The 14,222-nt window shown below is 64.0% G+C and carries 16 protein-coding genes; 13 read left to right on the top strand and 3 right to left on the bottom strand.

Annotated features, from left to right (window positions below; all coding sequences use genetic code 11):
* The first annotated feature begins 265 nt into the window (after window positions 1-265).
* Genes QJT78_RS42795 through QJT78_RS42785 form a run of 3 tightly spaced genes read left to right on the top strand, consistent with a single transcriptional unit; the run spans window position 266 to window position 2,446 of the window.
* Window positions 266-1,078 (top strand): SDR family oxidoreductase, encoded by an 813-nt coding sequence (locus tag QJT78_RS42795; RefSeq protein ID WP_028150141.1) that lies wholly within the window; start codon window positions 266-268, stop codon window positions 1,076-1,078.
* Between the two features lie 11 nt (window positions 1,079-1,089).
* On the top strand, window positions 1,090-1,644 hold the full coding sequence (locus QJT78_RS42790; protein WP_028150142.1) for a carboxymuconolactone decarboxylase family protein: 555 nt from the start codon (window positions 1,090-1,092) through the stop codon (window positions 1,642-1,644).
* Between the two features lies 1 nt (window position 1,645).
* Window positions 1,646-2,446: an SDR family oxidoreductase gene (locus tag QJT78_RS42785; RefSeq protein WP_281460607.1), complete on the top strand. Its 801-nt coding sequence runs from the start codon at window positions 1,646-1,648 to the stop codon at window positions 2,444-2,446.
* Window positions 2,447-2,616: 170 nt separating this feature from the next.
* Here the strand turns inward: QJT78_RS42785 and QJT78_RS42780 are convergent, their stop codons facing one another.
* On the bottom strand, window positions 2,617-3,957 hold the full coding sequence (locus QJT78_RS42780) for a sorbosone dehydrogenase family protein (RefSeq protein ID WP_028150144.1): 1,341 nt from the start codon (window positions 3,955-3,957) through the stop codon (window positions 2,617-2,619).
* A gap of 236 nt (window positions 3,958-4,193) precedes the next feature.
* Here QJT78_RS42780 and QJT78_RS42775 point away from each other — a divergent pair, with 236 nt between their 5' ends.
* The 3 genes from QJT78_RS42775 (at window position 4,194) to QJT78_RS42765 (ending at window position 6,750) form a co-directional block, all read left to right on the top strand.
* Entirely contained in the window at window positions 4,194-5,384 is a 1,191-nt protein-coding gene (locus QJT78_RS42775; protein WP_028150145.1) for a urate hydroxylase PuuD, read from the top strand.
* A gap of 151 nt (window positions 5,385-5,535) precedes the next feature.
* On the top strand, window positions 5,536-6,393 hold the full coding sequence (locus QJT78_RS42770) for a VOC family protein (RefSeq protein ID WP_028154009.1): 858 nt from the start codon (window positions 5,536-5,538) through the stop codon (window positions 6,391-6,393).
* An 81-nt stretch (window positions 6,394-6,474) separates the two neighbouring features.
* A complete protein-coding gene (locus QJT78_RS42765; RefSeq protein ID WP_028154008.1) occupies window positions 6,475-6,750 on the top strand; it encodes a hypothetical protein in 276 nt (91 codons plus the stop codon).
* Here QJT78_RS42765 and QJT78_RS42760 read toward each other — a convergent pair.
* Window positions 6,747-6,974 carry a hypothetical protein gene (locus tag QJT78_RS42760; protein WP_038952410.1) on the bottom strand — a complete coding sequence of 76 codons (228 nt, stop codon included), beginning with the start codon at window positions 6,972-6,974 and terminating at the stop codon, window positions 6,747-6,749. The two genes, QJT78_RS42765 and QJT78_RS42760, sit on opposite strands and share 4 nt — an antisense overlap.
* 176 nt (window positions 6,975-7,150) lie before the next feature.
* Here QJT78_RS42760 and QJT78_RS42755 point away from each other — a divergent pair, with 176 nt between their 5' ends.
* Entirely contained in the window at window positions 7,151-8,095 is a 945-nt protein-coding gene (locus QJT78_RS42755; RefSeq protein ID WP_028154006.1) for a lytic transglycosylase domain-containing protein, read from the top strand.
* A gap of 38 nt (window positions 8,096-8,133) precedes the next feature.
* Here QJT78_RS42755 and QJT78_RS42750 read toward each other — a convergent pair whose 3' ends face one another.
* Window positions 8,134-9,108 (bottom strand): tripartite tricarboxylate transporter substrate binding protein, encoded by a 975-nt coding sequence (locus QJT78_RS42750; protein WP_028154005.1) that lies wholly within the window; start codon window positions 9,106-9,108, stop codon window positions 8,134-8,136.
* 418 nt (window positions 9,109-9,526) lie between these two features.
* Here QJT78_RS42750 and QJT78_RS53290 point away from each other — a divergent pair, with 418 nt between their 5' ends.
* The 6 genes from QJT78_RS53290 (at window position 9,527) to QJT78_RS42725 (ending at window position 14,018) form a co-directional block, all read left to right on the top strand.
* Window positions 9,527-9,700, top strand: coding sequence for a hypothetical protein (locus tag QJT78_RS53290; RefSeq protein WP_335337542.1), 174 nt, complete (start codon window positions 9,527-9,529; stop codon window positions 9,698-9,700).
* Window positions 9,701-9,728: 28 nt separating this feature from the next.
* On the top strand, window positions 9,729-10,199 hold the full coding sequence (locus QJT78_RS42745; protein ID WP_335337543.1) for a hypothetical protein: 471 nt from the start codon (window positions 9,729-9,731) through the stop codon (window positions 10,197-10,199).
* Window positions 10,196-10,465, top strand: coding sequence for an HGGxSTG domain-containing protein (locus tag QJT78_RS42740; RefSeq protein WP_028154003.1), 270 nt, complete (start codon window positions 10,196-10,198; stop codon window positions 10,463-10,465). The genes QJT78_RS42745 and QJT78_RS42740 overlap by 4 nt, the downstream gene beginning before the upstream one ends.
* A gap of 345 nt (window positions 10,466-10,810) precedes the next feature.
* On the top strand, window positions 10,811-11,956 hold the full coding sequence (locus tag QJT78_RS42735) for a fructose-1,6-bisphosphatase (protein ID WP_281460606.1): 1,146 nt from the start codon (window positions 10,811-10,813) through the stop codon (window positions 11,954-11,956).
* A gap of 50 nt (window positions 11,957-12,006) precedes the next feature.
* Window positions 12,007-13,194, top strand: a complete 1,188-nt coding sequence (locus QJT78_RS42730; protein ID WP_028154001.1) for a 6-phosphofructokinase — start codon at window positions 12,007-12,009, stop codon at window positions 13,192-13,194.
* Between the two features lie 92 nt (window positions 13,195-13,286).
* Complete coding sequence (locus tag QJT78_RS42725; RefSeq protein ID WP_049807684.1) at window positions 13,287-14,018, top strand: protein-L-isoaspartate(D-aspartate) O-methyltransferase; 732 nt, start codon at window positions 13,287-13,289, stop codon at window positions 14,016-14,018.
* Window positions 14,019-14,222: the final 204 nt, after the last annotated feature.

The raw sequence follows: 14,222 nt of genomic DNA, 5'->3' as shown, positions 1-14,222 counted from the left end.
CACGCCTCAAGCACCTTGCGATCTTTCCTCGAAAGGTGGACTTCTCTTGCTTCGGGTATCATCCCGACCTTGAATCACGACTCACGTTCCAAGAAAAGTGGGTACTAGGCAGAACGGTTCCGCGATACGCCCGCCTGATCGCGCGCCGTGCCGCCCGGCGGCATGCAATTCCATGCGATGTCAATGACATCTGCGCGGGACCGCCGGTCTTCTCTCCTGTCAGGGCCATTGCTAATCTGCACGAAAATAATTGGGATGAAACGACATGCAGGGCCCCGAGGACGATGCCGGCCTCGCCGGCAAGGTGGCGCTGATCAGCGGCGGTGGCGCCGCTGGCGACGGCATCGGCAACGGCCGCGCTGCAGCAATTCTGTTGGCCCGCGCCGGCGCAAAAGTGCTGGTGGCCGATCGCGACCTCAAGCTCGCCGAGCGCACCGTGGAGATGATCACGGCCGAGGGCGGCACGGCGGCGGCACACGGTGGCGACGTCACCAGCGAAGCCGATTGCAAGACCCTGGTCGAAGCTACACTCGACCGCTGGGGCCGGCTCGATTTCCTCGACAACAATGTCGGCATCGGCAGCCGCGGCAGCGTGGTCGACGAGACACCCGAGCAGTATCGCCGCGTCATGCAGGTCAACGTCGAGACCATGTTCCTGCTCTCCAAGCACGCGATCCCCGCGATGATCAAGACCGCCAAGGGCGGCGCGATCGTCAATATCTCCTCGATCTCGGCGCTCAGGCCGCGTGGGCTCACGACCTATACGACATCGAAGGCCGCCATCATCGGTCTGACGCGCGCCATGGCGGTCGATCACGGCCGCGACAACATCCGCGTCAACTGCATCTGCCCCGGCCCGATGTACACGCCGATGGTCTATGCCCGCGGCATGAGCGAGCAGGCCCGCGCCAATCGCGCCAAGGCCTCCCTGCTCAAGACCGAAGGCACCGGCTGGGACGTCGGCCACGCCGTCAAATTCCTGCTCAGCAACTTCGCACGCTACATCACCGGCCAGGTGCTGGTGGTCGACGGCGGCGTGACGCTGCAAGCGCCGGAACGTGAATCACAGGAACACTGAAAGGAACACGGATGGCCCGCCTGCCCTACCTCGAGGCCGACCAAGTCGCGCCCGAATATCGCGACATGCTGAAGCGCAACACCAACCTGCACAAGCTGCTGGTCAACTCGCCGGAGATGGCGCGCGCCTTCAACGGCATCGGCGGCTATATCCGCTTCAAGAGCAAGCTCGACCCGCGCCTGCGGGAGCTCGCGATCCTCCAGGTCGGCTGGATGGAGAAGTCGGAATACGAATTCACCCACCATGTGAAGATCGGCAAGGAGTTCGGCGTCACCGACGAGGACATCACAGGCTTGATGGCGGAAACCGAGGGCAAGCCGTCGAATCTGGAGCCGCTGGCAAAAGCGATCCTGAAAGGCGCCCGCGAGATGGTGCGCGAGCTCGCGATGTCGGACACCACCTTCGCAGAGATCAAGAGAGATCTCTCCGACGAGCACATGGTCGACCTCGTGCTCACCATCGCCTTCTATTGCGGCGTGGTGCGCGTGCTCGCCACCATGAAGATCGACAACGAACCGTATTACAAAGAGGTACTCCAGCAGTACCCGATCCCGGGAGTGAAGTGACATGCGCTTGAAAGACAAGGTCGCGATCGTCGTCGGCGCCGGCCAGAGCCCGGGCGAAGGCATGGGCAATGGCCGCGCCACCGCGCTGACCTTCGCGCGCGAGGGCGCGAAAGTGCTGTGCGTCGACCATCATCTGGAATCGGCGCAGGAAACCGTCGATCTGATCGCAGCGGAGCAAGGCACCGCTGCGGCCTTCAAGGCCGACGTGACCAAATCCGCGGACATCAAGGCGATGGTCGCGGACGCGCAGGCGCGCTGGGGCCGCATCGACGTGCTGCACAACAATGTCGGCGTCAGCCTGTCCGGCGGCGATGCCGAGCTGCTTCAAATCACCGAGGAGGCGTTCGACCGGGTCATCGCCATCAACCTGAAGAGCTGCATCCTGGCCGCAAAGGAAGTGATCCCGATCATGCGCGCGCAGAACAGCGGCGTCATCATCAACATCTCCTCGATGGCGGCAATCACGACCTACCCTTACGTCGCCTACAAGGCGACGAAATCGGCGATGATCGCCTTCACCGAACAGCTCGCCTACCAGAACGCCGAATACGGCATCCGTGCCAACGTCATCCTGCCCGGCCTGATGAACACGCCGATGGCCGTCGACACCCGCGCCCGCGAATGGTCCAAGCCCCGCGCCGAAGTCGAAGCCGAGCGCGACAGCAAGGTGCCGCTGCGCAGGAAGATGGGCACCGGCTGGGACGTCGCGAATGCCGCACTGTTTTTGGCGTCGGACGAGGCGAATTTCATCACGGGCGTGACGCTGCCGGTGGACGGTGGCGCGAGTGTGAGACGGGGGTAGGCGATACTGCGTTGCCTTCTCCCCTTGCGGGAGAAGGTGGCGCGAAGCGCCGGATGAGGGGTCCTATCGGCAAACTCAACTGGCGAAGGGACTCGTGGAGAGAGACCCCTCACCCGCCTCGCCGCTACGCGGCGAGCCACCCTCTCCCGCAAGGGGAGAGGGAAACAGCGTCACTGCGGCGCGCGCGTCACCCGCCAGATCGTGCCGTTGCCGTCCTCCGACACCAGCAGCGATCCATCCTTCGCCACGGCAACGCCAACCGGCCTTCCCCAGACCTCCGTGTCATTCACGACAAACCCCGTGACGAAATCCTCGTACTCGCCCGTCGGCACGCCGTCCTTCATCCGGATGCGGATCACCTTGTAGCCGGTGCGCTTCGACCTGTTCCAGGAGCCGTGCTCGGCGGCAAAGGCCTCGCCCTGATACTCCGGCGGAAACTGCGTGCCCTGATAGAACGTCATGCCCAGCGACGCCGAGTGCGGCTGCACCAGCACATCAGGCACCGTCACCTTGTCCTTCAGATCCGGCCGCGCGCCGGTGTGGCGCGGGTCCTCGTTGCCGCCGATGTAGAACCACGGCCAGCCGTAGAACGCGCCTTCCTTCACGCTGGTCACGTAGTCGGGCACGAGATCGTCGCCGAGGCCGTCGCGCTCGTTGGTCGAACACCAGGGCAGCCCGGTCTGCGGCTGGATCGCAAGACCTACGCAGTTGCGGATGCCGGTGGCATAGATCTTCCGCTCCTTGCCATCGGGATTGAAGGCCAGCACGGTGGCGCGCTCGGTCTCGCTCGCCCAGGCCGCGCCAAGCGGTTGCGCCTTTGACCACACCTCCAACCCGCCCGGAGGCGTACCCATGCCCTCGGCGACGTTGCTGAGCGAGCCGACCGACACGAACATGCGCTTGTTGTCGGGCGTGAAGACGATGTCGCGGGTGGAATGGCTGCCGTCATGCGGCAGGCTTGCCACGATCGTCTCCGCCCTGCCGCGCGCCTTGAGATCGCCGGCCTGATAGGGAAACCGGACGACGCTGTCGGTGTTGGCGATATAGACCCATTGCGGATTGTCGCCGTTCGGAAAGAAGGCGATGCCGAACGGCCGTCTCAATCCGCTGGCAAACACCTCGTTGGTCGCGGCCTTGCCGCCATCCCCGGCGCGCAGCACGCGGATGGCGTCGGCCCGCGTCTCCGCGACGAAGACATCGCCGTTCGGCGCGACCCTGATGATGCGCGGCGCGCGCAAGCCTTCGGCGAACAGTTCGATCTTGAAACCCGTCGGCACACGTGGCATGGCCTCCGGCGGTCGCGACGCCACGCGCGCGGTGCTCGCAACCGACCGCGTCGCGCCGGGCCTGACGAGATCCTGCGGCCGGATCAACCTGACCGTGCCAGGCTTGTCGGCCTGCCAATCGCCATAGGCGTCCTTGCCCTGCAGAACCGGCTCGGCCTGCGCGCTGGCAGCAACCGCGACCAGCAATCCCGCAGCCGTTACTGCGGACGAGATCCTGCTTTTCACGTCGTCTTCCTCCCAGCCTGCGCGTCCTGAACGTCGACGCTCATAGGTCCGCAAATGTTCTGCAGCAGTTCAAACAGCTGCCGAATCCCACATCAGCTCATGCCCGCACGATGTGCATCAGCCGCGGCCCATCGTACTGGAAAATGCGGCAGATCGGTGCGACACATTGTAAGGGCGCGACCGCCGGTTGCGGTCATCAAAGCTGCGGCATCCAGGTCGCAATTGATGGGGTGATCATGTGGGGATCCATCATATCGGAATGGGCGAGCCTGCTGCTGCGCTGGCTGCACGTGGTGGCGGCGATCGCCTGGATCGGCAGTTCCTTCTACTTCATCGCCCTCGATCTCAGCCTGAAGCCGAAGACTGACCTGCCGGACGGCGTGCAGGGCGAAGCCTGGCAGGTCCATGGCGGCGGCTTCTACCGGATCATGAAGTATCTGGTGGCTCCGAGCCAGATGCCGGAGGAGCTGACCTGGTTCAAATGGGAGGCCTACACCACCTGGCTGTCCGGCTTCGCGCTGATGGTGGTGGTGTACTATCTCGATGCCGACCTGTTCCTGGTCGACAAGTCGATTCTCGACCTCACACCGATCCAGGCCGGGCTGTTCAGCTTCTGCAGCCTGGCGCTGGCATGGCTGCTCTATGAGGCGGCCTGCCGCACCGGGCTTGCGCAGCGCGAGCTGCCCTTTGCCATCGGCGGCTATCTGTTCCTGGTCGCGCTCACTTTCGCCTTCACCCACGTCCTGAGCGGGCGCGGCGCCTTCAACCAGATTGGGGCGATCATAGGCACCATCATGGTCGCCAACGTCTTTGCACTGATCATCCCGAACCAGAAGAAGATCGTGGCCAGCCTGATCGCGGGACAGGCGCCCGATCCGAAGCTCGGCAAGGCCAGCAAGGAGCGCTCGGTTCACAACAACTACCTGACCCTGCCCGTCGTCGTGCTGATGATCAGCAATCACTATCCTCTGCTCTACGCGACGCGCTTCAACTGGATCATCGTCGCGATCATTCTGGCGCTCGGCCCCGTGATCCGCCACTTCTTCAACGAGCGGCACGCGGGGCGCAAATCGCCGTGGTGGGTGTGGGGTGTCGCCGTATTGGGCGTGATCGCGATCCTCCTGCTCTCCGCCGCCGGCCCGCGTGAGGTCAAGACGGGCGCGCTCTCGGCGCAGCCGACGCGCGCCAATGTCGAGGAGATCGTGATGTCCCGTTGCAGCATGTGCCACGCGGCCGAGCCGGTCTGGGCCGGCATCGTGACCGCGCCCAAAGGCATCTTGCTCGACGCGCCCGAGCACATCCATCGCAACATCCGCCTGATCGGCCGCGTGGCGGCGTGGTCCAATGCGATGCCGCCGGGCAACATCACCGATATGACCAGCGAGGAGCGCGCCATCCTCGCCGCCTATATCGAGCAGGCACAGTGACGCCATCACGCGTCGATACCGCATTTCGCGAAATGAAATTCCGCATCTAGCGCCGATTTGAAAATGACTTGATCGCCTATCCGGCGTAGACAGGGCCAGCGGCCGCTGGCGCGGTCCAGATCGAAATTTGCATTTGCTGCGGGGAAGAACAGTGGCCCTCAAGAACATCATCGGTATCGACCACGCCGTGGTCATGGTTCGGGACCTCGACAAGGCTGCCGAAAACTACAGGCAGCTCGGTTTCACCCTGTCGCCGCGCGGCACCCACAGCGCGCATATGGGCACCGGCAATTACACCATCATGTTCGACCCCGACTATATGGAGTTGCTCGGCGTGCTGGTGGCGACCGAGCACAACGCACCTGCCCGCGCCTTCGTCGACAGGCACGGCGAGGGCATCGAGCGCATCGCCTTCACGGCGGTCGACAGCGCAGCCGGCGCCGAGGAGATCCGTGCGCGCGGCCTGACGCCGATCGGCCCGACCGATTTCGAACGGCCGGTGACGCTGCCCGATGGCACGATCTCGGCGGCAAAATTCCGCACCTTCATGTGGCCGACCGCGGAGGCGCCCGGCGGCGTGCGCATCTTCGCCTGCCAGCACAAGACGCGCGAGACGGTGTGGATTCCTGAATTGATGAAGCACGCCAATGCGGCGAAGCGGATCAGGCAGACGCTGATCGCAACGCCCGAGCCCGCGCAGGATGCGGCGCATCTCGGCCGCCTGATCGACCGCGAACCGAAGGCGGAAGCCGACGGTGCAGTCGCCGTGCCGTCCGGGGGCGACCGCGCCGACTTCGTCTATCTGACGCTGGAGCAGCTCGGCAAACGCTATCCCGGCGTGCCGCTCACCGGTCTTTCCGCGCGCGGCGGCGCGGCCCTGGTCCTCGTCAGCGGCGATCTCGCAGCCACCGAGAAGGCGCTGGGATCAGCTGCGTTGCGCAGCGGGGCTGCGATCTGCGTGCCGCCGGCCAAGGCCAACGGCACCCTGCTCGCCTTCGTTGCCGGCTGATTTGAACTAATTCTTTAACAAGCGTTTTACCGGGCAAGCCTTAGGACTTTCGGGTTTTCCACGCCGCCCGAGGCCAAGCGCATGTTCAAAGAGGAATCGCCGATCGCCTATGACGCGCCGGCCGAACTGAAGAAGTGGCCGTCGCTGAAAGGCGAGAGACAGAAGGACCGGGGTCCGCCCTATCTCGTCTACAACGGCACGCTCGCCGACTGCGTTCGCATGCTCATGGACAAGCCGATCAAGGGCATCTCGCTCTACGACATCATGACGAAGCCGCAAGCAGCGTTCGAGCAGACCGTGCTGTCGCCCGGCGACGCCGCCGAGATCGCGATGCGCAAGGATTTTCCCAAGGACTAGTTCGAGGCCTGGTTCGAGGCGCGCTTGCCGTCGATCTCGCCGGGCGAGAACTGCGCACGGTCCAGCATGACCTGAAGCCTCACCACGGATGCATTGACCTTGTCGGTCGCAGGCTGTCTTGCGGGACACGCGGCATCGTTCACCGCGGTGGCATCGAGATTACTCGCGAGCGCCGGGCAGATCACCCAAAGCGTCATCACCGCGCCGAGCATCCATCGCGTCATGTCGCGCGTCCCAATTCATCGCTCCGCGAAACCGCGGAGAGTTTCGCCGCGGGAACACCGTAGTAACACCGACGGAACCGGCGAGACCGCAGCTTCGCCGCAATCGGACGGTTAAGAACTCCTTATTGCCGGCGCAGCGCCGGTCGTTCATCCCACAGTTCGAGGTTGTCCACGCAATGCGATTCGTCGTCGCGGCTTGCGCCGCGTTTCTGATTCTGATGTGCGACCTCGATCCGTCGGCATCCCGGCAAACAAGCTTCGACCACGCCACTCTTCAAAGCACGCAAGCCTCGCCACTTGTTCCGGTGGTCGAGCTCTTCCTTGCCAGCGTGCAAGCCATCGAGCTCGCCAATGCGCGCGCGGCCTATGAGGAGACGCCCGAGCCGCCGCGCGTCGTCGACACGGCCGTGCAGGCGCCGGTTTCGCCGACCGAACGATTCTGCCACGCGCTTCGTGAAGCCGCCGAGGCGAGCGGCATTCCGGTGCCGTTCTTCGCGCGTTTGATCTGGCAGGAGAGCCGCTTCAGATCGAACGAGGTCAGCCAGGCCGGCGCGCAGGGCGTTGCGCAGTTCATGCCGGAGACCGCCGCCGAAGTCGGGCTCGACGATCCCTTCGATGCGATGAAGGCGCTGCCGGCGTCGGCCAGATTCCTGCGCAAGCTCCGCGACGATTTCGGCAATCTCGGCCTTGCCGCGGCCGCCTATAACGCAGGCCCCGGCCGGATCCAGAAGTGGCTTGCCAGGGAAAGTGAGCTGCCGCGCGAGACCCGCGACTATGTCCGCATCATCACCGGCACCAGGGCCGAGGACTGGACCGAGCGCGCGGAGGCGCTTGCGATCCGGATCGACCTGCCGCGCAAAGCGCCATGCGAAGGCATCGGCAGCCTGTCCAAGACAAAGGACGTCGCCTGGGTTCCGGTGAACCTGACGGCGTCAGCTGCCACCATCATTCGCAAGGGCGAGCAATTGGCGGCGCGTTTGACGGCCAGCCGTGCGCGCAAGCGGCTTGCATTCTTTATCCGAAAGACCAAGCACGGCAAGGCGCGCGGCATGATCGCAGCCCGCGCCGCCGGAAAGAGCGCAAAAGCCCGTGCCGTGCGCCTCGCATCGAGCGAGCGCTGATCCGCTACCGCAAGCAGATCCTCTCGCCGTGACGCCCCCTACTCCGCCTTGATGTTCGCGGCCGCGACGACCTCGGCAAGCTCCATCGTCTCCTTGGCGATCTTCGCGGCGTAGTCGGCGGGGCTGAGCACGCTCACGACGCCTTGCGACTCCAGTCGCTCCTGCACCGCCGGATCTTTGGCGGCGGCGACGATCTCACGGTGCAGCGTCTCGCGGATCGGCGCGGGCACGGCCTTCGGCATGAAGAAGCCGACCCAGAACGAGATGTCGAAGCCGGGATAGCCGGCCTCCGCGACGGTCGGCACGTCAGGCAGCGCCGGCAGCCGCTCGGCCGATGACACCGCGAGCGCACGCAGCTTGCCGGCCTTCACCAGCGGCACGGCGGACAAGGGATCGAACACCGCCAGGACCTCCTGCGCGAGGATACCGACCTCGGACGCCGCGCCGCCGCGATAGGGCACGTGGATCAGCTTGATGCCGGCCTTCTGGCTGAGCAGCTCCATGGCGAGATGGGCAAGGTTGCCGTTGCCGCCCGAGCCGTAGGCGAGCGCGCCGGGCGCGGCCTTCGCCGCCGCGACCAGATCGGCGACGGTGCTGATGTTGGCCGTCCTGGGATTCTCGGGATTGACCACGAGAACGAGCGGCGCCGAGATGACGGTGGTGAGCGGCGCAAAGTCCCCTTGCGGATCGTAGCGGGCGTCCTTGAACAGCGTCTTGTTGAGCGTGATGGTGGACGAGTTGCAGGCGAGGATGGTGTAGCCGTCCGCGTCCGCGCGCGCCACGCCCTCGGCTGCGATCATGCCGTTGGCGCCGGCACGGTTCTCGACCACGAAGGGCTGGCCGAGCTTGTTGCTCAGCCGGTCGGCGACGATGCGCGCGACCACATCGACCGGGCCGCCCGCGCTGAAGCCGACCATGATCTTGACCGGACGCGTCGGATATTTCTGCGCGAGAGCCTCGGTCGTCACGCACAATCCGGCGACAATCGCCAGCAGGCGAAGCGTTCGTTGCATTCGTTCTCTCCCCGGACTCGCGCTGCCGCTTTTGCATGGTGCGGCGCCTCTGGAGATCATGATTAGCGGTCGCGCCGGATTTCGCAATCGCGTTTGCGCGCCGGCATTCCGTTGTGCGGCACGCGAGAGCCGCATCCAAACAAAAAATGCGAAAATAACCCCATGCACAGTAGCCGGCCCCTGTCGGAACAAGGACTTGCGCAGGCACCTTCGGATACCACGAAATGAAATTTGGCACGTCGGGCAAAACACCGGCATGATGGCATCATCGCAACAATCGCCGGCGTCCAGGCCGCCCGCCCCACGGGCGCCTCGCCGCGATTGCGCGCAAGCCTCTCATCGACATCTCGAAATTGGTAGCCGCGCGCACCACGCGAGCGCGTCGTTCGCACGCCTGCGCTGGCAAAGGACACAGCACATGACGACATCCCCAGATCGCCACACCACGCCGCCGGTTGCGGCAACCGATCGCAGCGACCCGGCTGCGAGCCCGCGCGTCAAACTCTACAGGCGGCGCATCGCCATCGATCATCCCGACCCGAAAACCGGAGAGCGACTGCTGGCTGACGCGCTCGGCGCCGTCGCGCCGTGACGCGTTGCAAGGCATCCTGAAGCAATTGGTGAAGGCCAGCGTGATTGCGCAGAAGCCGGACGAGGCCAATCTCGCCTTCATGATCTCGATGATGAAGAGCATCGCGCCGAGGGACTCCATCGAGGCCATGCTGGCGGCACAGATGGTCTCCATTCACGTCCTGGCGATGCGCTGCGCCCATCGCCTCGCCTTCGCCGACGACATCCCGCGGCAGGACAGCGCCTCACGCGCGCTCGCCAAGTTGGCGCGAATCTTTCCGGACCAGGTCGAGGCGCTCAACCGGTACCGCAACCATGGCGAGCGGGCGATCACGGTGGAGAGTCTGACGGTGCAGGATGGCGCGGGAGCCACCGCGAGCCACGCCATCCAGCACGCTGGAATGATCATAACGGAGCAAGGCGTCGCGGACACGCCGATGGGAGCAGGATCGATCTCGCCCCACGAAGCCGGCGAAGGCGAACATGAACTGGTCGATGCCGAACAAGGTGCCAGCGCATGAGCGGCGATCAACCCCGCAACACGGCTGCGATGCAGGCGAGTCCGCGCTGCGGCGCCAGGACACGCAGCGGCACCGCCTGCCTCGCGCCGGCGGTGCACGGCAAGACCCGCTGTCGCATGCATGGCAGCGCCGCGAGATCAGGCGCACCGAGGGGAAATCAGAATGCGCGGAAGCATGGGCTATTCACGCAAGACCGGATCGCGGAACGAAGGGCGATGCGGGCGCTGCTGGGCGAGACGCGGAAGCTGCTGCAAGAGCTGGGCTAGGCCGTGTACCCATAAACCCCGCGGCGTGATGCGACGAAGGCTACGTCTGCGTTGCCCCAATAGCGGCCAGGTTCATGCGGCAGCGCAAGAGGTCGCGATGGGCCAAAACCGGACTCGTGCACCGCAGAAAATGATGGCGCATGATCTACTTATCCTATCGGTTCTGGTATGATCCTTAAGGTGGTTGAAGATCTCGGGAAGCGGATGGGCTCGAATTTTTCGAGCAGGAAGGGCATCTGCGGAACCTAACGTAACATCAGACGTTCTTCCGGCGTATGAGCAGCGCCGTCGCCCCGGCGCAGCCTGCGCCGAGGCGTCGCGCTGTGCTGGTCGGAGAGAAAGCTCATGAGACTCACTCTATCGGTCATCAAGGCTGACGTTGGCTCAGTCGGCGGGCATACGAAACCATCTTCACGCATGATGGCAGCTGTCGAGGGCGAGGTCGCGAAGGCGATCTGTAATGGTCTGTTGATCGACGGCTTTGTCTGCCACACCGGCGACGACATTGCGATCATCATGACGCACACTCGGGGCGAGGGGAGCTCCGAGATCCATCAACTCGCCTGGAAGGCGTTTCTTGCGGCCACTTCGGTTGCAAGGACTTCCGGTCTCTACGGCGCCGGCCAGGATCTTCTCGCAGACGCACCTTCCGGAAACATTCGCGGTGCCGGCCCGGGCGTCGCCGAGCTCAGCTTCGACCACAGCCTCTCGGGGCCGAGACCCGCGGAATCATTCATGGTGTTTGCCGCCGACAAATGCGGCCCCGGCGCCTATAACCTGCCGCTCTACCTCGCCTTCGCTGATCCCATGTATTGCGCCGGGCTGATGCTACCCCCGATGATCAAGGGATTCCGTTTCCATGTCATCGACATGGACCACACGGCGGGCGACAGCGTGATCGAACTCGACGCGCCCGAGGACAACTACCACATTGCCGCGCTGCTCCGCGACAACGAGCGCTTTGGCATTGATCGCATCGTTTCTCAAACATATGGCGAGGTTGCCGCCGCCGTGTCGGCGCAACGTCTTCACACAATCGCAGGCAAGTACACCGGCAAGGACGATCCGGTCGCAATCATCAGGAACCAGGGAATTTTCCCGGCGCCCGAGGAGATTATCTCGCCCTTCGCCAAGGCACACTTCGTGGGCGGCGATGCGCGCGGCTCGCATGTGATGCCGCTGATGCCCGTGCCGCTCAATACACCGGTCACTGGCATGTACTGCCTGCCGATCGTTTCTTGCGCTGGCTTTTCGGTCGACAAGGACGGCCGCTTTTCCGAGTCCTATACCGATTTCTTCGACAACCCGGCGCGGGACGAGGTGCGCCGGCGCGCGCAACGCAAGGCAATCGAGATGCGCAGCCAGGGCTGGTCCGGCGCTGCGATGCTGCCCTATTCTGAGCTGGAATATGGCGGCTTCCGCGACACCGTATCCGCACTCGTGAAGCGATTTCGGCTGCGTGAGGAGCGCAAGCCGGAAGCGGCCGAGTAGCGAAGCTGCGCTGTGCATTATTACGACCTGCCAATGCTGGGAGGTTTGGCTTGGCGAAAAGACGCATCGGCATTCTCACGGGCGGCGGCGACGTCGCCGGCCTCAACGCAGTCATCAAGAGCGTGACTTATCGCGGCAGTGAGGACGACATCGAGGTTGTCGGTCTGCGCCGTGGTTGGGAGGCCCTCACGCACCTGAACCTCGAGGACCCGACCAGCAGATCTCACTATGTCATCCCGCTCAACCGTGAAAACACTCGCACTATCGACCGGCGCGGCGGCACCGTGCTGCACTCGAGCCGCGTCAATCCCTCCAAAATACAAAAGCTGCCCGATCATCTCGTCGGCAATGATGTTCCGGTCTCGCTGAGCACCAACGGCGGCATCGCGACAAAGACATGGGACCTCACCAGCCGGGTGCTCGCTAACCTTTCGGGACTTGGCATCGAACACCTGATCGCCATCGGTGGCGACGACACGCTCAGTTATGCGGCCAAGCTCAACGAACTCGGCGTCAAGATCATCGCCATCCCGAAGACGATGGATAATGACGTCCGCAACACCGAGTACTGTATCGGCTTCTCGACCGCGATCACCCGCGCCAGCGATGCCATCCAGCGGCAGCGCACCACCGTCGGCTCGCATGAGCGAATTGGCATTTTCCGCGTCTTTGGCCGCGATGCCGGATTTACGGCACTCTACACCGCGTATGCGACCTCGATACGATGCGTCATACCGGAGTATAAGGTCGACCTCGACAAGCTGATCCAGTTGCTCATCGAGGACAAGCGCGCCAATCCAAGCAACTACGCGCTGATCGTGCTCAGCGAGGGAGCTCAGTGGGAAGGCTACAAGCTGCGGGAATACGGCGAGCCTGACGCCTACGGTCACCGCAAGAAGGCCAACGTGGCGGAATCGCTTGCCGACGAAATCAAGCAGCGCACCGGCGAGGAGACGATCATCTCCGACCTCACCTACGACCTGCGATCAGGCGATCCGGACTTCATCGACAAGCTTGTGGCCCTGACTTTCGGCAACATGGCCTACGATGCCATCCTGGAAGGCAAGACCGGCCTCATGTCGGCGCTGGTAGAGGGCTGCTACGACCTCGTGCCCATCCCTAACGCCAAGCTAGGCCCGCGCAAATTGGACGTCGCCAGCAGCTACAACACGGAGCGCTATCGCCCCATCTACGGCAACAAGCAGGGGTTGCCGATCTTTCTCAACCGCGCGTCATAGATGGTGACCCAAGCGCCGGCATGACTGGTTGCTGCAGGTGCGTCGCAACCGGCCTTGTCGCCGCCGCGCCACCGAGATCGGAGAGACGGCTCATGAGGACCTTGCTGCTGCTCGTGCTTTCTATGGTGACCGTCGCGCGCGAAGTGACCGCACAGGACACGCAATGCGTCCTCGAACGCGCCGCCATGGTCGAAACCATCCGGGCCTACGCCCGGTCCCACGTTAGTGTTTTGGGACAGCAGGGGCTGTCGGGGAGAGTCCTTGAGGCTATGGGGCAAACACAACGCCATCTATTCATCCCTGAGCGATCTTGCTCCATCGCATACGCGGACATGCCGCTTCCGATCGGCGCCGGCCAGACCATATCGCAGCCATTCATCGTGGCCTTGATGACTCAGCTGGCTTACGTCGCGCCCGATGATGTTGTGCTCGAAGTCGGTACGGGTTCGGGCTATCAGGCTGCCATCCTTGCGCACCTGGCGCGAAAGGTCTGCACCATCGAGATCATCCCGCAGTTGGCCGCGGCCGCAGCCAAAACGCTCAAGGACCTCGCGTATGACAATGTGAGCGTTCGGCTTGGCGACGGCTATGCTGGCTGGCCCGATTGCGGTCCTTTTGAAGCAATCATCGTCACCGCAGCGCTCGGGCACGTACCGGCGCCGCTGATTGAGCAGCTCAAATTGGGTGGCCGGCTGGTGATGCCGGTGGGACCTGCCTACACCACTCAGCAGCTCACGGTGGTGGAAAAAACCGGCCCGGGCAAGACAACAACGCGCGCCGCCAGCCTCGTGCGGTTTGTACCCTTTACGCGCTCACCAGATTAAAAGCCAATCGACGTTTAATTCTTGAGCAGCACTTACGCAGTCGCCCTCGCTGGCTGGAGCCTTGCGGAAAGCGCCAGCTGTTCGAACCTGTCGGCTTCGGGTCTTGGCCGTGTAAAAACGGTTTCACGGGAGGTCGGTTCTGAGGGTTAGGTGCCGAGGACGTCTCAGGCCGCGATCGCAGCGATTAGCCGCTTGGTTCCGATG

This window comes from Bradyrhizobium sp. Mp27 (genome assembly GCF_029953005.1).
GTDB lineage: Bacteria > Pseudomonadota > Alphaproteobacteria > Rhizobiales > Xanthobacteraceae > Bradyrhizobium > Bradyrhizobium barranii.
Note: the sequence above shows the minus strand (reverse complement) of the source record. Positions and strands in the feature narration are given on the sequence as shown.

Bases quoted from the DNA above. Each gene is read 5' to 3' on its own strand.
- QJT78_RS42725 (WP_049807684.1), top strand. From the start codon at position 13,287: ATGAGGACCTTGCTGCTGCTCGTGCTTTCTATGGTGACCGTCGCGCGC.
- QJT78_RS42755 (WP_028154006.1), top strand. From the start codon at position 7,151: ATGCGATTCGTCGTCGCGGCTTGCGCCGCGTTTCTGATTCTGATGTGC.
- QJT78_RS42765 (WP_028154008.1), top strand. From the start codon at position 6,475: ATGTTCAAAGAGGAATCGCCGATCGCCTATGACGCGCCGGCCGAACTG.
- QJT78_RS42735 (WP_281460606.1), top strand. From the start codon at position 10,811: ATGAGACTCACTCTATCGGTCATCAAGGCTGACGTTGGCTCAGTCGGC.
- QJT78_RS42760 (WP_038952410.1), bottom strand. From the start codon at position 6,974: ATGACGCGATGGATGCTCGGCGCGGTGATGACGCTTTGGGTGATCTGC.
- QJT78_RS42740 (WP_028154003.1), top strand. From the start codon at position 10,196: ATGAGCGGCGATCAACCCCGCAACACGGCTGCGATGCAGGCGAGTCCG.
- QJT78_RS42750 (WP_028154005.1), bottom strand. From the start codon at position 9,108: ATGCAACGAACGCTTCGCCTGCTGGCGATTGTCGCCGGATTGTGCGTG.
- QJT78_RS42785 (WP_281460607.1), top strand. From the start codon at position 1,646: ATGCGCTTGAAAGACAAGGTCGCGATCGTCGTCGGCGCCGGCCAGAGC.
- QJT78_RS42790 (WP_028150142.1), top strand. From the start codon at position 1,090: ATGGCCCGCCTGCCCTACCTCGAGGCCGACCAAGTCGCGCCCGAATAT.
- QJT78_RS42795 (WP_028150141.1), top strand. From the start codon at position 266: ATGCAGGGCCCCGAGGACGATGCCGGCCTCGCCGGCAAGGTGGCGCTG.
- QJT78_RS42775 (WP_028150145.1), top strand. From the start codon at position 4,194: ATGTGGGGATCCATCATATCGGAATGGGCGAGCCTGCTGCTGCGCTGG.
- QJT78_RS53290 (WP_335337542.1), top strand. From the start codon at position 9,527: ATGACGACATCCCCAGATCGCCACACCACGCCGCCGGTTGCGGCAACC.